Genomic DNA, 22,681 nt, shown 5'->3' with positions numbered 1-22,681 from the left:
GCCTTGTGCCGGGCATCCACGTTGTTCGTGCCGCGTGGCGAGGCGTGGATGGCCGGGACAAGCCCGGCCACGACGATGCAGATAGGCTTGTGACATGAATTACGGCATTGCGTTCACGCCGCTTGTTCCCGCGATCGTCCTGTGGCTCGCGCTGGCCGCGATCGTGGTCGTTGCGCTCGTGCTGCTGGTGGCGCGCGCGCGCGGCGCAGCCGTGCGCGTCGCCGCGCTGGCGCTGTTCCTGCTGGCGCTCGCCAACCCCTCCTTCACCCGCGAGGACCGCGATCCGCTCACCTCGGTCGCTGCCGTCGTGGTCGACAAGAGCCCGAGCCAGAATTTCGGCAACCGCAATCGCGAGGCCGCGCAAGCGCAGGAAGCGCTGGTCGACAGCCTAAAGAAGATCAAGGGCCTCGAGGTCCGCGTCGTCGACGCCGGACAGGCCGATGGCGAGACCGACGGCACAAAACTGTTCGGGGCGCTGGCCACCGCGCTGTCGGACGTGCCGGTCGATCGCGTCGCCGGCGCGTTCCTGATCACCGACGGCCGGGTCCACGACATCCCGGCCAATACCGCCGGGCTCGGCTTCCAGGCGCCGGTGCACGCGCTGATCACCGGGCAGAAGGACGAGCGCGACCGCCGCATCGCGATCACGGCTGCCCCGCGCTTCGGCATCGTCGGACAGACCCAGACCATCACCTACCGCCTCGACGATCAGGGCGTCAGCGGCGAGCGCGCCAAGGTCACGATCCGCAGGGACGGCGAGGTCCTGGGCGAGCGCACGCTATCGAGCGGCCAGAGCGCAAGCGTCGACGTCGATATCAAGCATGCCGGGCCGAACATCGTCGAGATCGAGGCCTCGCCGCTCGAGAAAGAGCTGACGCCGGTGAACAACCGCGCCGTCGTCGCCATCGACGGCGTGCGCGACAAGCTGCGCGTGCTGCTGGTCTCGGGCGAGCCGCATTCCGGCGAGCGCACCTGGCGCAACCTGCTGAAGTCCGACGCCAGCGTCGACCTCGTGCACTTCACCATTCTGCGTCCGCCGGAGAAGCAGGACGGCACGCCGATCAACGAGCTGTCGCTGATCGCGTTTCCCACCCGCGAGCTGTTCCAGCAGAAGATCAACGAATTCCAGCTGATCATCTTCGACCGCTACGCCCGCCAGGGCGTGCTGCCGATCGCCTATTTCGACAACATCGCGCGCTATGTCCGCGCGGGCGGCGCGGTGCTGGTCTCGGCCGGCCCCGACTATGCCTCCAACACCAGTATCTGGCGTACGCCGCTGGATTCGGTGCTGCCGGCAGAACCCGTCGGCGTGACCGAAAAGCCGTTCTATGCGCATCTGTCGGAGATCGGCAAACGCCATCCGGTCACGCGCGGTCTCGAAGGCTCGGCCTCCGAACCGCCGCGCTGGAGCCGCTTCTTCCGCACCGTCGACACCCGCAATGCGGTCAACCCGCCGGTGATGACGGGCGTCGACGGCAAGCCGCTGTTGTTCCTGTCGCGCTTCGGCGAGGGCCGCGTCGCGCTCTTGCTCTCCGACCACATCTGGCTGTGGGCGCGCGGCTATGAAGGCGGCGGTCCGCATCTCGATCTCTTGCGGCGGATGTCGCACTGGCTGATGAAGCAGCCTGACCTCGATGAAGAGGCGCTGCGCCTCCAGGTGCAGGGCAAGGACCTCGTCGTGGTGCGCCAGACCATGTCGGACAGCGTCCAGCCGGTCAGCGTGACCTCGCCGTCCGGCGTATCGCAGGACCTGACGCTCGCGCCTGCCGATCCCGGCGAGTGGCGCGCCAGCCTGCCGGCCAGCGAACTCGGCCTGTGGCAGGCGACCGACGGCACGCTGAAGGCGCTGATCAATGTCGGCCCGACCAATCCGAAGGAGTTTTCGGAAGTCACCTCGACGACTGAAACCCTGAAGCCGCTGGCGCAGGCGACCGGCGGCAATGCCGTGCGCGTGGTCGACGGCACCAGCGTCGAGCTGCCGCGCATCGTGCCGGTGCGTTCGGCGAGCGTCTTCGCCGGCGATGGCTGGATGGGCGTGCGGATGCGCGACGCCAGCGTCGTGAAAGGCGTCGGCGTGCTGCCGATCTTCGCCGGCCTGATCGGCCTGCTGCTGCTGCTCGGTGCGTTCGCCGCCACCTGGGTCCGCGAAGGGCGCTAGTTGCCCGAACGACACATCGCGCGGCCGCCCGCGTGAGATCGTCTGACTTCCGTTGACATAAGCTGACCGTTCCTGCGATGTTACATTATAACATCGCAGGAAGCCGACGGGATCGGCGCCTCGCGATGTGGGGTGGCTTTTCCAGATGAAGTGGTTCCGGTCGAATATCAGGCACGGCTCCCGGCTCGCGTTGTTCGCGATGCTGGTGCAGTTCGCGCTGACGTTCGGCCACAGCCATTGGTTCGCCCAGGCCGCTCCCCTCGCCCAGTCCTTGCTCCAGCAGACCGACACCAGCGAGAGCATCGCTTCGATCGACCGCGCCGCGGTCCAGAAGCAATCGCCCGCCGGCCCCGACCGGGAGCAGCCGGGCGAGGATAATTGCGCGATCTGCGCCGTGGTCGCGATGGCGGGTACCATCGTATCCGCGACGCCGCCTGTGCTCCTGCTGCCGCAGGCGATCGAGCTGCTTCACCTCACCACCGATGCCGAATTCGTCCATCTGAAATCGGCCGGCGCGGCGTTCCAGCCCCGCGCTCCTCCCGCGTCCTGACTTCCAACAGCGCTTGATCACACCCGGCTCGCCGCTTTCAGGCGAACGCACGGGAGCAGTTGAAGTCGAATTCCGTCGCGCTGCGACGGCAGGCCGCCTCCGATCAGCACCAAATCTCGCGGACGGCGCCTGACTGGAATCAGGACCATGTCATTTGAATTGCGACGCGTGCAGCGTCTGGGCGGAGCCAGCCTGCTCCTGCTCGGCGCCGCCGCCACATCGGCGCTCGCCCAAGAGCCGGTACAAGCGCCGGTACAACAGCCTGCGCAGGATAAATCATCGACCGAGCTCCCCTCCGTCACCGTGACGGCGCCGAGCCCGATCGTGCGCAGGGTGGTGCCGACCCGCAGCCCAGTCCATGTCGCGCGCACCGGACGGTCGCGCAGCCAGCAACGCACGGCGGAAGCTGCGCCGGCGGCGCCCGCGACGGCCGCCGCACCCCAGCAGGGCGTGTTGCCGATCGTGACCAACCAGTTCGCCACCGTCACGGTGGTGCCGAACGAGGAGATCCGCCGCGAGGGCGGCGGCCAGCTCGGCGATCTGCTGTTCTCCAAGCCGGGCATCACCGGCTCGAGCTTTGCGCCCGGTGCCTCCAGCCGGCCGGTCATCCGGGGCCTCGACGTCAACCGCGTCGGCATCGTCGAGAACGGCACCAATTCGAACGGCGCATCCGACCTCGGCGAGGATCACTTCGTCCCGGTCGATACGCTCGCGACCAATCAGGTCGAGGTGGTGCGCGGGCCGGCTGCACTTCGCTACGGCTCGACCTCGATCGGCGGCATCGTCAGCGCCACCAATAACCGGATTCCGGATGCGCTGCCGAGCTGCGGCGCTCAGCCGTTCCAGACCTATGGCATGCCGGTGAAGGCGCCGCTCGCGAGCGCCGCGACGACGCCCTGCGTCACCGCCGAAACCCGTAGCGCGTTCAGCTCGGTCGACCGCGGTGTCGAGAGCGGCGTGCTGCTCGACACCGGCGCCGGCAATTTCGCGTTCCATGCCGACGTCTATGGCCGCAACACGACGGATTACGGCATCCCGAGCTACCCCTATTTGACCGACCAGACCCGGACCATCACAAACGGGCGCCAGCCCAATTCGGCGTCGCGCACGGACGGCGCCTCGATCGGCGGCTCGTACTTCTTCCAGGGCGGCTATATCGGCGCGTCGATCACGCAGAACGACTCGCTCTACCACATCCCCGGCATCGACGGCGCCGACCACAACACGCGGATCGACGGTCACCAGACCAAGATCAACGTCAAGGGCGAATACCATCCCGACTCCGCTGCGATCGACGCCATCCGCTTCTGGGCTGGCGCGACCGACTATCGGCACAACGAGATCGGCCTTGCCGATCCCGCCGATCCCAACACCGACGGTGTGCGGCAGACCTTCACCAACAAGGAGCAGGAGATCCGCACCGAGGTGCAGCTGATGCCGTTCAACGCACGCTTCGCCGAAGTGACGACGGCGCTGGGCTTCCAGGCCGGCCATCAGGAATTGACCGCGCCGAGCCCTGACAATCCCGGTACGCTGTTCAACGGCCTGTGGGACCCCAACAACAACACCCGCGTTGCCGCTTACGCCTTCAACGAGTTCAAGTTCACGGACGCGACGCGAGCCCAGATCGCCGGCCGCATCGAGCATGTCGAGCTGCACGGCACGACGCCGAACTTCCCGCCGGATTATCTACCCGACGGCACGCCGCAGGTGGGCATCGCACGCAATCCGTCCTTCACGCCGAAGAGCGGCAGCATCGGCCTGTTGCAGGACCTGCCGGGCGGCATGGTCGGCAGCATCACCGCACAATATGTCGAGCGCGCGCCGAAGCCGGCCGAACTGTTCTCGCGCGGTGCGCATGATGCGACCGCGACGTTCGACATCGGCAATCCGAACCTCACGATCGAGACCGCTGAGTCGGTCGAGGTTGGACTGCGCAAGGCGACGGGGCCGTTCCGGTTCGAGGCGACCGTCTACTACACGCATTTCGACAATTTCATTTTTCGCCGCCTCACCGGCGTGATGTGCGACGACAGTTTCGCGTCCTGCGGCACGCCGGGCGCCGAGTTGAATCAGGCCGTCTATTCGCAACGCAATGCCAATTTCCGCGGCGGCGAATTCCAGTCGCAGCTCGACGTCGGCGCGTTCCAGGGCGGCATCTGGGGCATCGAGAACCAGTTCGACGTGGTGCGCGCCACCTTCACCGACGGCACCAACGTGCCGCGCATTCCGCCCTTGCGGATGGGCGGCGGCGTGTTCTGGCGCGACGACAACTGGCTGATGCGCGTCAACCTGTTGCACGCTTTCGCGCAGAACAACGTCGCCGTGATCGCGGAGACGCCGACGCCGGGCTACAATTTGCTGAAGGCCGAGGTCAGCTACAAGACCAAGCTCGATCCGCGTCTGTTCGGTGCGCGCGAGATGACGGCCGGCGTCGTCGGCAACAATCTCCTCAACGAAAACATCCGCAACTCGGTGTCCTACACCAAGGACGAGGTTCTGATGCCCGGCATCGGCGTTAGGGCGTTCGCCAACTTCAAGTTCTAGCCTTGCGACAGCCGGGGCCCACGGGCCCCGGCACACGCGCGTTAAGTGAGCCGTAGCCCGGATGGAGCGGAGCGAAATCCGGGGTTTCTCACCTGACAGAAAGACCTTCCCGGATTGCGCTCCGCTCCATCCGGGCTACGGGCTGCGCGTCAGCTGCTTCTCGAAGCGCCATTGATCGACGGGGAACGGCCCGTTCGAGGTGTCCGTCATCATCACGAAGGTGCCGGCGTTGCGCCAACCGCTCTTCTCGTAGAACCGCGCAGCGCGCGCATTGCCGACGGCGCAGGCCAGCCACGCCAGCTCCACGCCGCGCGCGGCAAGGCGGGCTTCTGCGTCGGAGATCAGCGCCGCGGCCACGCCCGCGCCGTGCGCCTTCGGCGATACGAAGAGCTGATACAATTCGTCAGCCCTGACGGCGCAGAAGCCGAGCGGCGCGCCGGCCGGGCCGACGACGCGGATGCCGGGAAGCATGACCGCCAGCCGATCGCGAAAATTCGGGAGCGTGCGGAGGCGGACCAGTTCTGGCGGCGCAAGCGAGGCATGCGATCCATGCCAGGCATCGTGCCACAGCTCAGCGAGATGATCGACTTCACCGGCATCAACGGGCCGCACCTGCATCATGGATACTCCGCAAGAGCTATCGTAGCCAAGATGGAGCGCAGCACAATCCGCGAACGACCCTACCCCGCCCGCGCCTTGCTCCAGTCGGGCGTTACCTGCCCCGACACGCCCTCGAAAGCGCCGTCGACGAGCTCGAACACCAGCACGCGCGCGGCGTCGACCGGGCCCGGCATGGTGACGCGGCCCTTCGGCACCGGCTTGAAGCCGACGCGGCTGTAATAGGGCTCGTCGCCGACCAGCAGCACCAGGCGATGGCCTTTGTCCTTGGCGTCCTTCAGCGCGCGCTCCATCAGGAGACGGCCGATGCCGCGGTCGCGGAACGGCGGCTCGACGGTGAGCGGCCCGAGCAGCAGGGCCTGCGTCTCGCCGACCAGCACCGGCAATTGCCTGACCGAGCCGACCAGCAGCGTGCCGATGCGGGCGGTGAAGGACACGTTGAGCAGATGGTCGACGTGCTCGCGAATGCGGTAGGCGCTGAGCACGAAACGGCCGGGGCCGAAGGTGCGCTCGTGCAGCCGTTCGATCGCCTGGGCGTCGCCGGCGGCTTCCGGAAGGATGGTGAGCGAGAGATCGGTCATGTCGGCATGCGTCTTCGAGCGCAGTGGTTTCAGGTTCGCGTCAGGAAAACGCGTCAATGCGAGATGCGGGATAACATCTCAGACGGCCGCGGTCCATCGGCCTCGTGGGCGATAAAACCCTGTGCCGGGCTGCGGCTGAGGACGGCCGCGAACAGCAGCGTCCAGAGCGACAGCATCAGGATCGGGATGACGTAGTACTGCGTGAAGACCGGATGCGTGGCAAAGAACGCCAGATTCAGCGCGAGATTTCCGGCAACCAGCAACGCGAGTTTCCTGACGCCGCCATGGCCGGCGTAGCGCCACAACAGCGCGGTCCCGACGCAGGCGATCACGATCAACGGGAACTGGGTGTCGCGGAGATAGGCTAGCAGCACGGCCGGGTCGAGGCTCGGCGGGGCCGTATCCTGGCCGCCATAGGCCGAGACCAGCGGATGGCCTGAATTGACCAGGTTCGCCGCGAACACCGGCAACAGCCCGACCAGGAACGAAAGGCCGAGCGCAAGACCCGAGACGAACGTCTCGCGGCTACGCCAGATCAGGAACGACAATCCGAAGAACAGGAAATAGCCGGCCGACAGAACCACGTTCGCGATTCGAAAGCTCGCGGACAGGCCGAGCAGCACGCCGACGGCAGCGACCATCAGGAGGTGGCGCCGGCCTTCATCGACGAACAGTCTTGCGGTCAACAGACCCGCCAGCGCGCAGACGACCATGGTCGGCGCCATCGAATAGCTCGCCTTGGTCGGATTGATCATGAAGTAGATCGAGAGCGCGCCGAGCAATGCGGCTGATGTCAACGACAGCGGCTCCCGCGCACGCCACAGCCCGTACAGTGCAAAGCCGGCGATGATCAGATTCGCGACGACGTAGAGCGGCACGACCTGGAACCCTTCGGGGAACAGCCCCAGCACGAAGCCCGTTCCCGGCGGCGGCGTCATCACCCTTTTGCTACCGTCCGCAGTCTGCGTGTGACAGGGCGCCAGGGTCGGCTCGTTCCAGTTCGGATAACCGATACTGCGCAGCTTGGCCGCGAGATAGCCGTCGGTTTCTCGGGCGAGGCTGGTGTCGAGCCCTTGCCAGCCGAAGCGCTGGAACAGATGGGCCTGTCTGAGATAGCAGATGTCGTCATAGACGCCGCGGCTCTCGCTCCAATACGAGATCAGCCTGATGTTGCTGGCCAGAATTGCCAGAAACACAATTGAAAAAAGGACTTTGACAACTCTGATCGGCATTCGCCGGCGGCCCCGCACAGCTTGAAATGGCTTGCCGCCTGTACAGGAAAAGCATCGGCAAGTATAGCAAGGGTGGGCAGTCAGGAGGTGAGGCAGACGTGGCCGACATGGGCTTGGGTACGGGTATAAGTACGGGCTTGGCTTCGACCGACACGTGCTGGGACGGTGCCGCCGCACCGCAGCAAGGCACGTCGCGAGTCCTCATCATCATTCCCTGCTTCAACGAGGAGGCCTCGGTCGGCGGTTTGCTGAGCGAGATCGAGGCAACCGGATGCGGCTACCACACCCTGGTCGTCGACGACGGCTCGTCGGACGCGACGGCCGCGGTGGCAAGCTGCCGCTCGCCGGTCGCCCGCCTCGCGCAGAATCTCGGCATCGGCGGCGCCGTGCAGACCGGCATCAAATACGCGGCGCGTCAGGATTTTGATTTCTGCATCCAGATCGACGGCGACGGGCAGCATGATCCGCGCGCCATCGAGATGCTTCTGGACGCCCATCGCAAGGACCCGACCAACATCACCATCGGAAGCCGCTTCATCGACCATACCGGCTTCTGCTCTACGCGCATGCGGCGCGCCGGCATCAGGCTGATCGTGCTTGCGCTCAACGGTCTTTTCAGAGGCGGCGGCCGCATCACCGATCCGACCAGCGGCATGAGATTGCTCGACCGTTCCGCCATCGCCTTCTTCGCAAAAGCGTATCCGGCGGATTTTCCGGAGCCGATCTCGCTGGCCTGGGCCATGCGCGCAGGCCTCACCGTCAGCGAAGTTCCGGTCGAGATGCGGGCGCGGGAGACCGGCGTCAGCTCGATCGACGGATTGAAGTCGGCGAGCTACATGATCCGCGTCCTCGGTTACATCCTGCTCGCGCGCCTCGTGAGGGCGTCATGACGCCGCGCGTCCCCGTTCCGATTTGTGGTCTCATCATCTCGTCGAACATTCCGAGGAGGCAGCCGTGATAGCCCTTCCAAATCCGGAGACGGTCGTCGTCATCTCCGCCTTTGCGCTGATCTACATGCTGGTGCTGCTGCGCAAGACGCTGCAAGGCAGGTTCGATCTCTATGACTTCCTGATGCTATCCATGGTGGCGATCATCCCCGCGGGCTTCACGCTGTTTCCGACACTGGCCTATCTCGTCAGCCATCTGACCGGCGTCGTGTTTCCGTTCGTCGTGATGTTCGGCGCCCTGTTCCTGGTGGTGTTCGCGTTCATGCACAACATGACGGCGCGACTGCACAGGCTGGAGCGGCAGAACTGCGCGCTGATCCAGGAGCAGAGCCTGCTGGCGCTGGAGCTGCAGGCGAAGCAGAACGGGCAGTCGAGCGGTTGAGCGTTCAGCGCCACGTCGCGGTCAGCGGCTTACCGTCCAGCACTTCCGCGAGCCTTTGCCGCGTGCCGTGCGTGGTGCCCTCGGGCAGCGCATTGATCGCGAAGAATCCGCATTCGACGATCTCGTGGTTGGGCTCAGGGACGCGATCCTGCTTGAACTGCCTGACCACATAGACCGCGACGTGGTCGCGGCGGGAGACGTGGCTGTTGAGGAAGATGCCGTGCAACACCGCGTCGCCGGTGAGATCGATGTCCCCCTCCTCCTTGAGCTCGCGCCGCATCGCCTGCTCCATGGTCTCGCCGAGATCGACGCCGCCGCCGGGCAGATACCAGCCGGTGATGTAGCTGTGCCTGACCAGGAACACCCGGTTCTCGGAATCCAGCACCACGGCGCGGACGCCGAGCGTCATGCCGCGGACGAGCAGGAAATAGGCGTGGAAGATTCGCCGCAGCAGCGGTTCGAATGTCCGTCGGACGCTGTTCAGACGATCCCCCATCAGACTCCCAGGAAAACTCCCAAGAACACTCCCAAGAGGCCCCTGTCCGGGCCCCGCTTGCACAGTCCTCGCGACCTTGCCATTACAGCGGACGAATAGCGAGGCAATCGCGCGCCATGGCCCCCTTCACGCTCGCCCATCTGTCCGACCCGCATCTGCCGCCGTTGCCGAAGCCACGGCTGATCGAGCTCGCGGGCAAGCGCGCGCTCGGCTACGTCAACTGGACGCGCAACCGCCACAAGTACCAGCGCCGCGAGGTGCTCGATGCGCTCGTCGCCGACGTCCAGGCGCAGACGCCCGACCACATCGCGGTCACAGGCGATCTCGTCAATCTGGCGCTGGAGGCCGAGTTCGCGCCGGCGCGCGCCTGGCTCGACGGCGTCGGTCCCCCCGACCGCGTCACCACCATTCCCGGCAATCACGATGCCTATGTCCGCGCCACCTCTCACCGCTTCGGCGAGACCTTTGCACCCTATATTGCAGGCGACGACGGCAGCATCGGCTTTCCGGGCGTGCGCCGGCGCGGGCCGCTCGCGCTGATCAGCCTGTCCACGGCGGTGCCGACCTTGCCGCTGATGGCGACGGGCACGCTCGGCCGCGATCAGCTCGCGTCCCTCGAAGCGGTCCTCGACCGCCTCGCCGCCGAGGACGCCTTCCGCGTGCTGCTGGTGCATCATCCGCTGAAGTCGGGCACGCGCCAGAAACGGATGACAGATGCGGGTGCGCTGCTGGCACTGATCAAGCGCCACGGCGTCGAGCTGATCCTGCACGGGCACGACCACATTCATTCGACCATGTGGTTCGAGGGTCCGAACGGCAACATCCCCGCGGTCGGCGTGCCGTCGGCCTCCGCACTCGCCCACGGGCGCTACCCGGCGGCAGCGTATAATTTGTTCACGATCGAGAAAGACAATTCCGGCTGGCGCTGCGAGCAGACCGTGCGGGGCCTCGGATCCGGATTTCAGATCCGGCAGATCAAGCAGGCAAGGTTGGTCTAGTTCGCCGTCATTACGAGTGCAGCGAAGCTGCACTCGTAATGACGGCGGAGAGCGTCTCACCAGCTCCGCAGGGCCGCCAGCAAGGCGAGGCCGAACAAGGCGGCCGCGCCGAAAATGAATCCGAACACGAACGGCCAGACGCGCGAGCGGCGCGGCGGCTCGGCGGCCACAGGCTTCGGCTCTGATGGCACCACCATGGCGTGCTCGCGCTCGATCATGCGGCGGGCGACGTAGTCGGTCACGGCTTCGACGATCGCTGCGGTGTCGTGCGATTCGGCGAGCACGATGCGGCCGAAGCGGGTGTCCTGGACGAAGCGATACATCCGCTTGTCGCGCCCCATCATGATGTGTGCGACGACATCGATCCAGAGTCTGGGCGTATCGCCCTGGCTGATGCCGCGATCGAACAGGTCGATCTGGTCGGGCACCTGCGCGAACAGGGGGTCGAGCGCGTCGTTGAGGATCTCCAGCCGAGCCACCTCAGCATCGCGCAAATCGACGACCACACCGGTCCGGTCGGCGGCCTCGATCCGTGCACGCAGCAGCGCGTCGCGCAGCCGCACCGGGCGCGGCTGGCTGGGATGGGTCCCGCTGGTCTCAGGCTCTGACATTGTCGGCCTCGTCCTCGACTTTCCTCCGTTAACCTATCAGCAACCAAACCCTCCGCAAAGGGTCCACAATTCCAGATACTTACACCGCCCACAGCCGATTGACCTGTGCCAAAAACAGACGATCCCACCCGGCTTGCGCCGGATGGGACCCTCCGTCCTTGGACGTTTCTTGATCCGATCGTGATGCGATCACGCATCACGATCTAATTTTGTTTGAGCATGATCTTCTCGGAAAACCGGTTCCCACTTTTCCGGATCATGCTCTCAGGCAGCCGTCAGGCCGAGACCCGCGACGGCTCTTCCACGATCGAGAAGCGGACGCCGGCCTTGTGGCGGTTCTCTTCCGAGACCGAGCGCCAGGCATCCTCGGCTTCCTTGCGGGTCTTGAACGGACCTTGCACCTGGGCCGAGCCTTCCACGAGCTTGTGGAAGTTCATCGAACCGAACTCGCCGCCGATCACCCAGAAATTGCTGCCTTTGGTCATTGTCAGTCTCCTCTTGGATAGCGTGGTGCGTTAGCCGAACTGGTTCATCGTGTTGTGGGCGCCGCCCGCCTTCAGGGCAGCCTCGCCGGCGAAATATTCCTTGTGGTCGTCGCCGATGTCGGAGCCGGCCATGTTCTGATGCTTGGCGCAGGCGATGCCCTGGCGGATCTCGGCGCGCTGCACGTTCTTGACGTAGCCGAGCATGCCCTGGTCGCCGAAATATTCCTTCGCCAGGTTGTCGGTCGAGAGCGCCGCCGTGTGGTAGGTCGGCAACGTGATCAGGTGATGGAAGATGCCGGCACGCTTGGCTGAATCGGCCTGGAAGGTGCGGATGCGCTCGTCGGCTTCCTTCGCCAGCGGCGTATCGTCGTATTCCGGCTTCATCAGCTCGGCGCGGTTGTACTTGCTGACGTCCTGGCCGGCTTTGTTCATCGCGTCGTAAACCTGCCAACGGAAGTTGATGGTCCAGTTGAACGACGGCGAGTTGTTGTAGGCCAGCTTCGCGTTCGGAACCACCTTGCGGATCCGATCGACCATCTTGGCGATCTGCTCGATATGCGGCTTCTCGGTCTCGATCCAGAGCAGGTCCGCGCCGTTCTGCAGCGAGGTGATGCTGTCGAGCACGCAGCGGTCTTCGCCGGTACCCGGGCGGAACTGATAGAGATTGGACGGCAGCCGCTTCGGACGCATCATCTTGCCGTCGCGGTTGATGATGACATCACCGTTGCGGGCGTTCGCGGCCGTGACTTCCTCGCAATCCAGGAAGCTGTTGTACTGGTCGCCGAGGTCGCCGGGCTTGTGGCTGACGGCGATCTGCTGCGTGAGGCCGGCGCCGAGCGAGTCGGTGCGGGTCACGATGACGCCGTCTTCGACGCCGAGCTCGAGGAAGGCGTGGCGGCAGGCGCGGATCTTCGCGATGAACACCTCGTGCGGCACGGTGACCTTGCCGTCCTGGTGACCGCACTGCTTCTCGTCCGAGACCTGGTTCTCGATCTGCAGCGCGCAGGCGCCCGCTTCGATCATCTTCTTGGCGAGCAGATAGGTCGCCTCGGCGTTGCCGAAGCCGGCGTCGATGTCGGCGATAACAGGGACGACATGGGTCTGGAAGTTGTCGATCTTCTCGATCAGCTCCTTCTCCCTGGTCTTGTCGCCTTCCTTGCGCGCCTTGTCGAGGCTGCGGAAGATGTCGTTCAACTCGCGCGAGTCGGCCTGACGCAGGAAGGTATAGAGCTCCTCGATCAGGGCGGGCACCGAGGTCTTCTCGTGCATCGACTGGTCGGGCAGCGGGCCGAACTCGGAGCGCAGCGCCGCGATCATCCAGCCGGACAGGTACAGATAGGTGCGATCGGTCTTGCCGCCGAAGTGCTTCTTGACCGAGATCAGCTTCTGCTGGGCGATGAAGCCGTGCCAGCAGCCCAGCGACTGGGTGTACTTGGTCGGATCGTTGTCATAGGCCGCCATGTCGGCCCGCATCAAAGCCGCGGTGTAGCGGGCGATGTCCAGGCCGGTCTTGAAGCGGTTCTGCAGCCGCATGCGCGCGACGGCCTCGGCCGACACCCCGTTCCAGGTCGGCTGGGTCTTGAGGAGCGCCTGGGCCGCCTCAACCTCGCTCTGATACGAGGCCGGGCCCTGAAGGGTGCTGATGCCACGGGGCTGGTAATTCATCTGCTCGATCCTTTCGCTGATGACAACTCAATTTGTCATCGACATTTTTGACAGTGCATTGCGAAATGCGTGTCATGAGCTAAACGCCAGAAAGCGAAGTTCGTACAGAGGCCTTGTATTCGAATGGTGATGTCATGTAACATCAGAACATGTAATAGATGTTATTTTGTAAATCTTGTAAATAATATAGGTCAACAAGACTGTCGTTGATGCGCCTGTATTCCCTTGGGAGATCTGAAAATGCCCGCCGTCTCGGGGAAAAAGCTATTCGTCGGCCCACGCTTCCGGCGGATCCGGCAGCAATTGGGGCTGTCGCAGACCCAGATCGCCGAGGGGCTCGGGATCTCGCCGAGCTATGTCAACCTGATCGAGCGCAACCAGCGCCCGGTGACGGCGCAGATCCTGCTGCGGCTGGCCGAGACCTATGACCTCGACCTGCGCGACCTCGCGACCGCCGACGAGGACCGCTTCTTCGCCGAGCTGAACGAGATCTTCTCCGATCCGCTGTTCCGCCAGATCGACGTTCCCAAGCAGGAACTGCGCGACCTTGCCGAGCTCTGTCCCGGCGTCACCCATGCCCTGCAACGGCTCTATGCCGCCTATGCCGAGGCCCGCCAGGGCGAGACCTTGGCCGCGGCGCAGATGGCTGACCGCGACGTCGGCACGCGCTATGAGGCCAATCCCGTCGAGCGCGTGCGCGAGCTGATCGAGGCCAACCGCAACTATTTTCCGGAGCTGGAGCAGGCCGCGGAGACTCTTCGCGACGAACTGAACGTGCCGGCCGAAGGGCTCTATGCCGCGCTCGCCGCACGCCTGCGCGAAAAGCATTCGATCCAGACCCGCATCATGCCGGTCGACGTGATGCGCGAGACGCTCAGGCGTTTCGACCGCCATCGCCGCCAGCTCTTGATCTCCGAGCTGGTCGATCCGCCCGGCCGCGCGTTCCAGCTCGCCTTCCAGCTGGGCCTAGGCGAATGCGCGCAAGCCCTGGAGACCATCATCGGCCGCGCCGGCCCGCTCGACGACGCGCCACGCCGCCTGTTCCGCATCACGCTCGCCAACTATTTTGCGGCGGCCGTGATGATGCCCTACCCGGCCTTCCTCGCCGCGGCGGAGGCCTTGAACTACGACATCCACGTGCTGGCGCAGCGTTTCAATTCCGGCTTCGAGCAGGTCTGCCATCGCCTCACCACGCTGCAACGACCGAACGCGCGCGGCATTCCGTTCTTCCTGTTGCGCGTCGACAATGCCGGCAACGTGTCGAAACGCTTTTCCTCCGGCACGTTCCCGTTCTCGAAATTCGGCGGCACCTGTCCGTTGTGGAACGTGCACTCGACCTTCGACACGCCGGATCGCCTGTTGAAGCAGGTGATCGAGCTGTCCGACGGCACGCGCTATTTCTCGATCGCACAGATGGTGCGACGCCCCGTCGCGCCGCATCCGCTGCCGCAGCCGCGCTTCGCCATCGGCCTCGGCTGCGAGATCCGTCACGCCGCCCGCCTCGTCTACGCCTCCGGCCTGGATCTGGAGAAAACGGAGGGCACGCCGATCGGCGTCAACTGCCGCCTCTGCGAACGCGAAAACTGCGCCCAGCGCGCCGAGCCGCCGATCACGCGTACGCTGATTTTGGACGAGACGACAAGGCGGGTGTCGAGTTTCGCGTTCTCGAATGCACGGGAGTTGTGAGGGGCAAGCCGCGCTTTTGGTAGAAGGCACAAGCCACACTCACCGTTGTCATCGCCCGCGAAAGCGGGCGATCCAGTACTCCGCGGCGGCTGTGATTGAACCGAGACGCCGCGGCGTACTGGATGCCCCGGCTTCGCGGGGCATGACAGTGAAGAATGAGGCGTGACTGACCCGCCCAGCACCTCACGCCAGCGTATGCACGATCACAGGCCCAGCGGCGGCGCTCGCGTGCCCCGCGAGCAGCGGCCCAAGATCCTTCTCGATCCAGGCGATCGCGCGCCGGTTCGCCTCCTCCGCCTGCTCGAACTTGTCGAAGATGGAGATCGCGGTGACGGTGTCGTCGCCGGCATAGACGACGTAGTAGGCCCTGAAGCCGTCGACGTCGCTGATGATCGGAACGGCGCCGTCCTTGATGCGGCGCGCCAGCTCTTCGGCGCTCCCGCTTTTCGCCTTGGCCTGACGGATGGCGGCATACATGGCATCCTCCTCCGGCTATTGCTGTCGGGCATGTGCCCGGCTTCGATCCTACGCCGAAGCGCGCGACCAATCCACGCTTGGTTAACCCGGCACTAATCCGTCTCCGCGATCTGCAACCAACGGTTAAGCACGCCTCAACATCGGTGCCTTAGTCTCGCCCCACTCACTTTTCGCAAACGGCGACGGCCTATCCTGCCGGGTGAAGTGACATCAGGGGGTTCATCATGCGCGTAGCGCTGCTGCTGACCGCGACCGTTGTGGGCGCGCTCTTCGTCAATCCATCCCATGCCGGAACGCTCGACGCGTCGGCCGGGGCAGCGCAGGCGCTGCCGCCGGGCTTCCAGAGCTACCGCGGCTACATGTTCGACCTGACGGAGAATTCCGAGCGCAAGGACGTCGACAAGCTCACCGACAATCTGAAGCAGCAGATCGACGTCGTCGAAGCTTCCGGCCTGTCGCCGCGCGTGCTGCGCTTCTTCCACACCGTTCCGATCGTCGCGAGCGAGCTCGCCTGCCTCGACGAAGGCGCCGCGACCGCATGCTACGGCCGGGTCACGCCGGACATCCAGCGCACCGCACCCCGGACGCTGACGGTCTGGGACCCCGACAAGCAGCGCTGGACCAATCCGAATGCCGTCGACCTCGCGGTCGATTCGGGCCTCGGCGTGATCATGCTGCGGCCGGACATGATGCGCTACGAGAAGGAAGCCGTGCTGCTGCACGAACTGCTGCACGCCTATCACGCGCGGCTGCTGCCGGACGGCTACGCCAACAAGGGCGTGATCGGCTATTTCGCCCTTGCCAAGTCCAAGGACCTGTTGCCCAAGGAATCCTATGCGATGAAGAATCCCATGGAATTCTTTGCCGTGACCGCCAGCATCTTCCTGGCCGGCAAGAGCGAATTCCACGACCCGAAGTCGCGCGAGGCGCTCAAGGAGAAGATGCCGGACTATTACAAATATCTGGTCGGCGTGTTCGGCTTCGACCCCGATCCGGCACCGGCGAGCGGTCCGGTTGCCTCGCTGAAATAAGGCGTCTGCGCAAAGCCACCCCAGAAAGCCGCGCAAAAATGCGCGGCTTTTTTGGTTTGGGTACCGGAAGCTGCGGATGACGCACCGCCGGGAATTGCCAAGGCGGGGCCCGATCTGCATAGTCCCGCCCGCATCGATACCGTTTTAAGAGGATAGAACAACATGGCGGACGCCGACCTGGATGTCGTGATCCGGCAACTGGCCAGACAGCTGCATACGGGCCTTTTGACCCGCGCCAAGGAGCGCCGGGATCGCTTCAACGGCCTTGCGGCCAAGGCCAAGGGCAAGGAGACCGGCGACCGCTTCAAGATGATGGCCAAGGCCACGATGGAGCAGGCGACCGCCGCCGCCAAGCGCCTCCAGATGTCCGCCGACAACGTCGCCGACAGCTATGCCCGCTCGATGCGCCTCGCCGCCAGCACGCCGATCCCGGCGAAGGTGGAGAAGGCGAAGGAGAAGCCGGTGAAGAAGGCCAAGGCGAAGAAGGCGAAAGCCAAGAAAGCGAAGTAGCCGCTGCTCGTACGCTTCACCTCGCCCCGCTTGCGGGGAGAGGTCGGATTGCATCGCAGATGCAATCCGGGTGAGGGGGCACAGGTAGCGCGACGTTCGCGCATGCGGATAGAGCCCCTCACCCCAACCCTCTCCTCGTAAGAACGGGGAGAGGGAGAAAAGCTCCTCTCACCGCCTTGGCGCGGGGGCCTGGTTCGGCTCGGCGCTCGCGAGTTCGGCGAGCTTGGCGCGGGCCGCGTCGCGGGTGTGGCCGTCCTTGCCGGCCGGCAGCGCGAGAGCCGCTTCGAAATCGGCACGTGCGTCGTCGGCCTGGCCACGGGCGAGGAATGCAAGGCCACGGTCGAGGCGGGCCTGCGCATCCGACGGGTCGAGACGGACCGCCGTGTTGTAGCTCAGGATGGCGCGATCGAGATCGCCGGTGGCGGCGAGCGCGAGACCGCGCTGGTGATAGGGCGCCGCGTGCCTGGGATCATGCGCGATCGCCTCGTCGTAATCCTCGATGGCAAGCTCCAGGTCGCCATTCTGCCGGCGCGCCTGCGCCCGGTCGCGATACAGCGAGGCGCGGTTGGGATTGAGGTGGATGGCCTCGTCGAAATCCGCGATCGCCCGCCGCCAGTCGCCGTGGCGCAACGCGATCCGTCCGCGCCCTTCATAGGCGAACGCGATCAGCGATCCCCGCAGCGGCGAGAAGCCGATCACCGCCGAGCAGATGTCGGGCTCGTCCTCGTCCCCGCAATTGACGACCGTGTGCGTGGACAGGCCAATGAGCACGCCCAGGACGATCAACAATGGTACCGCAGCTTTGGTCATCTTCGACCGTGGCAGGCAGAGGACCGGCCACGCATCCCCTTTCGAAGGAACTGTCTCGCCATGGTGTTAACACCGGCCGGGACCATCCTCTGTGCGCCAGGTCACAAAAGCTGGTCACAAAGCCGGGCGCGATTCCGGCCGGTTCCGCATCAGCCCCAAGGGCCACGGGAAGGACCAGGTGAAGGGCCGCTTGAGGACGACTGCCCCCACGGGCTCCGCGGCGGATAGCTTTCGTTGGCACCGACCGATGGCGATGCCTGCGCGCCGAGCTCGACCGCGAGCTGCTGGAGCGCTGCGATGCGGTTCTGCGTCGAGGGATGGGTGGCGAACAGATTGTCCACGCCATGGCCCGACAGCGGATTGATGATGAACATGTGCGCGGTCGCGGGGTTCCTCTCGGCATCGTAGTTCGGGACCTGATGCGCGGCGCCCTCGATCTTCACCAGCGCCGACGCCAGCCACATCGGTTGACCCGCAATGCGCGCGCCGAGATTGTCCGCGGCATATTCGCGGGTGCGGCTGATCGCCATCTGCACCAGCATGGCGCCGATCGGGGCGAGGATCATCATCAGGATCGAGCCGACGATGCCGGGGCCGTTGTTGTCGCGATGGCCGCCGAAGAACATGCCGAACTGCGCCAGCATCGAGATCGCGCCGGCAATGGTCGCGGTAATCGTCATCAGCAGCGTGTCGTGATGCTTGATATGTGCGAGTTCGTGCGCGATCACGCCGGCAAGTTCCTCGCGGCTGAGCTGATGCACAAGGCCGGTGGTGACGGCGACCGCCGCATTCTGCGGGTTGCGCCCGGTCGCGAACGCGTTGGGCTGCGCCTCGTCCATTACGAACACACGCGGCATCGGCAGCGAGGCGCGGCCCGCAAGCTCGGCGACGAGCCCGACCAGCTCCGGCGCGCTGGCGCGGTCGACCTCACGGGCCCCGTACATGTTGAGCACCATGCGGTCGGAGTTCCAGTAGGTGAAGAGATTGGTCGCGGCGGCAATGACGAGCGCGATCATGGCGCCGGTGGCGCCGCCGATCAGATAGCCGACGCCCATGAACAGGGCGGTGAGGCCGGCGAGCAGCATTGCGGTACGCAGATAGTTCATGGCCGTCTCCCGAGGCGGCCGCAGGCGAGCCATCGGCCGGCGCTATTCAGGTGGGGACGACCCCGGCCCGGGTGCAAGGTTTCGAGGTGCGTCGCGGCGCCGCGGCTATGCCAAACATTGCCGTTCCGTCATGCCCGCACAAAGGCCCGAAAGGCGTGGATGGCCGGGACAAGCCCGGCCATGACGAAGGGATGGTTTGAGGCGCTCAATTCACTTAAGCTTTAGCAAGATTCCACACGCGCCCCTTCTCCCCCGCCGGAAACCTCATGCTCCAGACCCGATTTGCGATCGCGGCCGCCGCTCTGCTCGCCTTCGCCCTCCCCGCCTCCGCCCAGTTCGCGCCACCACCCGCCAAGCCCATCGCGCCCAAAGCCACAGCCCCGTCGCCGCGCGCGGCCTCGTGCCACAATGGCGCGAGCTTCGATCGGTTCCTGGCCGACGTGAAGAGCCAGGCGGTCGCCGCCGGCGTGTCGCAGCGGACGATATCGGAGGCCTCGCCCTATCTCGTCTACGACCAGGGCATCGTCAATCGCGACCGCGGCCAGCGCGTGTTCGGCCAGCTCTTCACCGAATTTGCCGGCCGCATGGCCGCGCCCTATCGCATGCAGAACGGCCAGCAGCACATCAAGCACCACGCGGCTGCGTTCGCGCGCGCCGAAAAGGAGTACGGCGTGCCGCCGGCGGTGATCGCCGCATTCTGGGGCCTCGAGAGCGATTTCGGCGTCAACATGGGCAATCTGCCGACGCTGAAATCACTGGTGTCGCTGGCCTATGACTGCCGGCGCTCGGAGATGTTCGTGAACGAGACCATCGCCGCGCTGAAGATCATCGACCGCGGCGATCTCACACCCGACGAGATGGTCGGCTCCTGGGCCGGCGAGCTCGGGCAGACGCAGTTCCTGCCCGTGCATTACGTCAACTACGCCGTCGACTATGACGGCGACGGGCGGCGCGATCTCTTGCGCAGCGAGGACGACGTGATCGGCTCGACCGCGAACTACATCGCCAACGGATTGAAGTGGCGGCGCGGCGAACCATGGCTCGAAGAGATCAAGGTGCCGCAGAACCTGCCCTGGGATCAGACCGACCTCACGGTGCAGCAGCCGCGCTCGAAATGGGCGCAGTTGGGGGTCACCTATCCCGACGGCCGCCCGCTACCGAACGACAATCTCGCGGCGTCCGTGCTGCTGCCGATGGGACGCAACGGACCCGCCTTCATGGCTTATGCGAATTTCGCGGCCTACACCGAGTGGAATAATTCGCTGATCTATTCGACCACCGCGGGTTATCTCGCCACCCGCATCGCCGGCGCGGCTCCGATGCGCAAGCCGGCCCAACCGGTCGCGCAACTGCCGTTCAATGAGCTCAAGCAATTGCAGCAGCTCCTGGTTCAGGCCGGCTTCAATGTCGGCAAGGTCGACGGCGTGCTGGGCCAGCAGAGCCGCGCCGCCGTGAAGGCGATGCAGATCAAATACGGCCTGCCCGCCGATTCCTGGCCGACCGCCGAGCTGCTCGCGCGGATGCGCGGCGGCACGGCCCAGGCGCAGCCGGCGGGGATGGTGCGGTAGGTATTCTTACTCGGGGTCATGCCCCATTCTCGGTCATGCCCCGCCTAGTACGCGATTGCGCACGGGGGGCGGGGCATCCAGTACTCCGCGGCGATAGTCGGTACGCGCAACTCCGGCCGCGGAGTACTGGATCGCCCGCCTTCGCGGGCGATGACACTGTAGTCGGGGGCGCTATAGAATTTTCGCACCGCACAAGCCGCTCTCGCGATTGTAATTTTCTGTGATGCTCCCATGTCAGTGGCTCAGGTTTCCCCTGAGATTTCCCATTCACAAGCGAGCATCACATGTCCTTTTACGACGCCGTCGTTCCTGCCTATCTGCAAATGCTGAACAGCCTCACCGGCCTGCTCACCAAAGCTGAGGCGCATTGCGCGGCCAAAAAGATCGACCCGAGCGTCCTGCTCGGCTCGCGCCTCTTCCCGGACATGCTGCCGCTGTCGAAGCAGATCCAGCTCGCCAGCGATTTCGCCGCCAAGGGCTGCGCCCGGCTGACCCACAGCGAGGTGCCTTCGATGCCCGACACGGAAAAGACGTTTGAGGAGCTGAAGCAGCGGCTCGCCAAGACGATCGACTACGTGAAATCGTACAAGCCGGAGCAGTTCGAAGGCGCCGACACCAAGGACGTGACCTTCCCGGCGGGCCCGGACCGGACCATGACGCTCAAGGGCCAGCAGTTCTTCAGCGGGGTCTCGCAGCCGAACTTCTATTTCCACGCCACCACCGCTCACGGCATCATGCGTCACAACGGCGTCGAGATCGGCAAGCGCGATTTCCTCGGCGCGAACTGAGGGATGGCGGGCCGTGGCAGCGCAAATCCGCTGTCGTGGCCGGGATTGCACATGAATCATGCTACGCGGGCCAGGCCGCGTAGCTCGCCTCCACTTTCCGTATGACTCCTCTCTTGCGCCTGATGTCGCGATGCACAAGTGTTCGTGATCTCTCACCGCCTGGAAGCATTCCCATGAGCCGCCCGACCAAATTGCTAGAGACCTACAAGCTCGGCCCGATCACGCTGGCCAACCGCCTCGTGATGGCGCCGCTGACGCGCAACCGCGCCGCGCCCGGCACGTTCGTGCCGAGCCCGCTTGCCGCCGATTATTACGGCCAGCGCGCCTCCGCAGGTCTCCTGGTCACCGAAGCGAGCCAGATCTCACAGCAGGGCCAGGGCTACCAGGACACGCCCGGCATCTATAGCAAGGACCAGGTCGCCGGCTGGCGCAAGGTCACCGACCGCGTGCATGAGCGCGGCGGCAAGATCTTCATCCAGCTCTGGCATGTCGGGCGCATCTCGCATGTCGATCTCCAGGCCAATGGCGCAGCCCCAGTGGCGCCGAGCGCGATCCGCGCCAAGGGCAAGACCTTCGTCAACGGCACTTTCGCCGACGTCTCCGAGCCCCGCGCGCTCGAGCTCTCCGAACTTCCCGGTATCATCGACGACTTCAAGCGCGCCACCAAGAATGCGCTCGAGGCCGGTTTCGACGGCGTCGAGATCCACGGCGCCAACGGCTATCTGCTCGACCAGTTCGCCAGGGACGGCGCCAACAAGCGCACCGATGCTTACGGCGGCTCCATCGAAAACCGCGCGCGGCTGATGCTGGAGGTCTCCAGTGCCGTTGCCGCCGAGGCCGGCGCCGACCGCACCGGCATCCGCATCTCGCCGGTGACGCCGGCCAACGATCTCTCCGATTCCAATCCGCAGGCCTTGTTCGATCACATCGTCGACGGCCTCAGCGCGCTCAAGCTGATCTATCTGCACGTGGTCGAAGGCGCCACCGGCGGCCCGCGCGACATCGCCCCGTTCGACTATGCGGGCCTGCGCAAGCGCTTCACCGGCGCCTACATCGCCAACAACGGCTACGACTTCGATCTCGCGACCAAGGTGCTGGACGCGAACGCCGCCGATCTCATCGCGTTCGGCAAGCCGTTCATCTCCAACCCCGACCTCGTCGAACGGCTGAAGTCGGGCGCGGCGCTGAACGACTGGGACAAGACCACGTTCTACGGCGGCGGCGCCAAGGGCTACACGGATTATCCGACGCTCGCGGCGGCGAAGTAGTTTTTCTCCTCACATGACGCAGTCATGCCCCGCGACCCGGCTACGCCAAGGCTTCGCCGGGGCTGCGGTCCAGGGCGCCGAAGCTTTAGCGTAGGCGGCAGGGGGGCATCCAGTACGCCGCGGCCTATCGATTCAATCACACCCGCCCCGGAGTACTGGATCGTCCG

At 65.3% G+C, this 22,681-nt stretch carries 22 protein-coding genes; 12 read left to right on the top strand and 10 right to left on the bottom strand.

Features of this window, described 5'->3' with window-relative positions:
* Positions 1–94 precede the first annotated feature (94 nt).
* The 3 genes from AB7008_RS12410 to AB7008_RS12400 all read left to right on the top strand — a co-directional run bounded on the left by AB7008_RS12410 (position 95) and on the right by AB7008_RS12400 (position 5,255).
* The gene (locus tag AB7008_RS12410; protein ID WP_441258882.1) at positions 95–2,158 is read left to right on the top strand and encodes a hypothetical protein; all 2,064 of its coding nucleotides are present in this window, start codon (positions 95–97) and stop codon (positions 2,156–2,158) included.
* 145 nt (positions 2,159–2,303) lie between these two features.
* Positions 2,304–2,708 (top strand): DUF2946 family protein, encoded by a 405-nt coding sequence (locus AB7008_RS12405; protein ID WP_304492975.1) that lies wholly within the window; start codon positions 2,304–2,306, stop codon positions 2,706–2,708.
* A 147-nt stretch (positions 2,709–2,855) separates the two neighbouring features.
* Entirely contained in the window at positions 2,856–5,255 is a 2,400-nt protein-coding gene (locus tag AB7008_RS12400; RefSeq protein WP_304492974.1) for a TonB-dependent receptor, read from the top strand.
* 135 nt (positions 5,256–5,390) lie between these two features.
* Here AB7008_RS12400 and AB7008_RS12395 read toward each other — a convergent pair whose 3' ends face one another.
* From AB7008_RS12395 to AB7008_RS12385, 3 genes are all read right to left on the bottom strand, one after another.
* Positions 5,391–5,873 (bottom strand): GNAT family N-acetyltransferase, encoded by a 483-nt coding sequence (locus AB7008_RS12395; RefSeq protein ID WP_304494140.1) that lies wholly within the window; start codon positions 5,871–5,873, stop codon positions 5,391–5,393.
* Positions 5,874–5,935: 62 nt separating this feature from the next.
* A complete protein-coding gene (locus tag AB7008_RS12390; protein WP_304492973.1) occupies positions 5,936–6,454 on the bottom strand; it encodes a GNAT family N-acetyltransferase in 519 nt (172 codons plus the stop codon).
* Positions 6,455–6,507: 53 nt separating this feature from the next.
* Positions 6,508–7,686 carry a hypothetical protein gene (locus AB7008_RS12385; RefSeq protein ID WP_264621968.1) on the bottom strand — a complete coding sequence of 393 codons (1,179 nt, stop codon included), beginning with the start codon at positions 7,684–7,686 and terminating at the stop codon, positions 6,508–6,510.
* Between the two features lie 137 nt (positions 7,687–7,823).
* Between AB7008_RS12385 and AB7008_RS12380 the strand changes: the two genes are divergently transcribed.
* Both AB7008_RS12380 and AB7008_RS12375 read left to right on the top strand, forming a co-directional pair.
* Positions 7,824–8,576 carry a glycosyltransferase family 2 protein gene (locus AB7008_RS12380; RefSeq protein WP_441258881.1) on the top strand — a complete coding sequence of 251 codons (753 nt, stop codon included), beginning with the start codon at positions 7,824–7,826 and terminating at the stop codon, positions 8,574–8,576.
* Between the two features lie 64 nt (positions 8,577–8,640).
* Positions 8,641–9,015: a DUF2304 domain-containing protein gene (locus AB7008_RS12375; protein ID WP_441258880.1), complete on the top strand. Its 375-nt coding sequence runs from the start codon at positions 8,641–8,643 to the stop codon at positions 9,013–9,015.
* 4 nt (positions 9,016–9,019) lie between these two features.
* On the opposite strand, the gene AB7008_RS12370 is transcribed toward AB7008_RS12375, so the two are convergent.
* Positions 9,020–9,511 carry an NUDIX domain-containing protein gene (locus tag AB7008_RS12370; RefSeq protein WP_028158270.1) on the bottom strand — a complete coding sequence of 164 codons (492 nt, stop codon included), beginning with the start codon at positions 9,509–9,511 and terminating at the stop codon, positions 9,020–9,022.
* A gap of 116 nt (positions 9,512–9,627) precedes the next feature.
* Between AB7008_RS12370 and AB7008_RS12365 the strand changes: the two genes are divergently transcribed.
* Positions 9,628–10,509 carry a metallophosphoesterase family protein gene (locus tag AB7008_RS12365; RefSeq protein WP_441258879.1) on the top strand — a complete coding sequence of 294 codons (882 nt, stop codon included), beginning with the start codon at positions 9,628–9,630 and terminating at the stop codon, positions 10,507–10,509.
* Positions 10,510–10,565: 56 nt separating this feature from the next.
* Here the strand turns inward: AB7008_RS12365 and AB7008_RS12360 are convergent, their stop codons facing one another.
* The 3 genes from AB7008_RS12360 to AB7008_RS12350 form a co-directional block, all read right to left on the bottom strand.
* Positions 10,566–11,120: a hypothetical protein gene (locus AB7008_RS12360; RefSeq protein ID WP_264621967.1), complete on the bottom strand. Its 555-nt coding sequence runs from the start codon at positions 11,118–11,120 to the stop codon at positions 10,566–10,568.
* 275 nt (positions 11,121–11,395) lie between these two features.
* Positions 11,396–11,605, bottom strand: a complete 210-nt coding sequence (locus AB7008_RS12355; RefSeq protein WP_008137787.1) for a DUF4170 domain-containing protein — start codon at positions 11,603–11,605, stop codon at positions 11,396–11,398.
* Between the two features lie 30 nt (positions 11,606–11,635).
* A complete protein-coding gene (locus AB7008_RS12350; protein WP_441258878.1) occupies positions 11,636–13,270 on the bottom strand; it encodes an isocitrate lyase in 1,635 nt (544 codons plus the stop codon).
* Between the two features lie 240 nt (positions 13,271–13,510).
* Here AB7008_RS12350 and AB7008_RS12345 point away from each other — a divergent pair, with 240 nt between their 5' ends.
* Entirely contained in the window at positions 13,511–14,956 is a 1,446-nt protein-coding gene (locus AB7008_RS12345; protein WP_028158274.1) for a helix-turn-helix domain-containing protein, read from the top strand.
* 183 nt (positions 14,957–15,139) lie between these two features.
* Here the strand turns inward: AB7008_RS12345 and AB7008_RS12340 are convergent, their stop codons facing one another.
* On the bottom strand, positions 15,140–15,433 hold the full coding sequence (locus AB7008_RS12340; RefSeq protein WP_014497428.1) for an antibiotic biosynthesis monooxygenase: 294 nt from the start codon (positions 15,431–15,433) through the stop codon (positions 15,140–15,142).
* A 224-nt stretch (positions 15,434–15,657) separates the two neighbouring features.
* Here AB7008_RS12340 and AB7008_RS12335 point away from each other — a divergent pair, with 224 nt between their 5' ends.
* Positions 15,658–16,464, top strand: coding sequence for a hypothetical protein (locus AB7008_RS12335; RefSeq protein ID WP_441258877.1), 807 nt, complete (start codon positions 15,658–15,660; stop codon positions 16,462–16,464).
* Between the two features lie 162 nt (positions 16,465–16,626).
* Positions 16,627–16,974 carry a hypothetical protein gene (locus AB7008_RS12330; RefSeq protein ID WP_028158276.1) on the top strand — a complete coding sequence of 116 codons (348 nt, stop codon included), beginning with the start codon at positions 16,627–16,629 and terminating at the stop codon, positions 16,972–16,974.
* Positions 16,975–17,142: 168 nt separating this feature from the next.
* Here AB7008_RS12330 and AB7008_RS12325 read toward each other — a convergent pair whose 3' ends face one another.
* Positions 17,143–17,784: a tetratricopeptide repeat protein gene (locus tag AB7008_RS12325; protein WP_248881654.1), complete on the bottom strand. Its 642-nt coding sequence runs from the start codon at positions 17,782–17,784 to the stop codon at positions 17,143–17,145.
* 149 nt (positions 17,785–17,933) lie between these two features.
* Positions 17,934–18,890, bottom strand: a complete 957-nt coding sequence (gene htpX, locus AB7008_RS12320; protein WP_441258876.1) for a zinc metalloprotease HtpX — start codon at positions 18,888–18,890, stop codon at positions 17,934–17,936.
* A 266-nt stretch (positions 18,891–19,156) separates the two neighbouring features.
* On the opposite strand from htpX, the gene AB7008_RS12315 reads away from it, so the two are divergent.
* The 3 genes from AB7008_RS12315 to AB7008_RS12305 all read left to right on the top strand — a co-directional run bounded on the left by AB7008_RS12315 (position 19,157) and on the right by AB7008_RS12305 (position 22,514).
* The gene (locus AB7008_RS12315; RefSeq protein ID WP_248881652.1) at positions 19,157–20,458 is read left to right on the top strand and encodes a lytic murein transglycosylase; all 1,302 of its coding nucleotides are present in this window, start codon (positions 19,157–19,159) and stop codon (positions 20,456–20,458) included.
* A 284-nt stretch (positions 20,459–20,742) separates the two neighbouring features.
* On the top strand, positions 20,743–21,246 hold the full coding sequence (locus AB7008_RS12310) for a DUF1993 domain-containing protein (protein WP_441258875.1): 504 nt from the start codon (positions 20,743–20,745) through the stop codon (positions 21,244–21,246).
* A 173-nt stretch (positions 21,247–21,419) separates the two neighbouring features.
* Entirely contained in the window at positions 21,420–22,514 is a 1,095-nt protein-coding gene (locus AB7008_RS12305) for an alkene reductase (protein ID WP_441258874.1), read from the top strand.
* Positions 22,515–22,681 lie beyond the last annotated feature (167 nt).

It is taken from the genome of Bradyrhizobium sp. 521_C7_N1_3 (assembly GCF_052075975.1).
In the GTDB taxonomy this organism is placed as follows: domain Bacteria; phylum Pseudomonadota; class Alphaproteobacteria; order Rhizobiales; family Xanthobacteraceae; genus Bradyrhizobium; species Bradyrhizobium japonicum.
The sequence above is the reverse complement of the archived record's forward strand: the minus strand, read 5'-3'. Positions and strand labels throughout refer to the sequence as shown.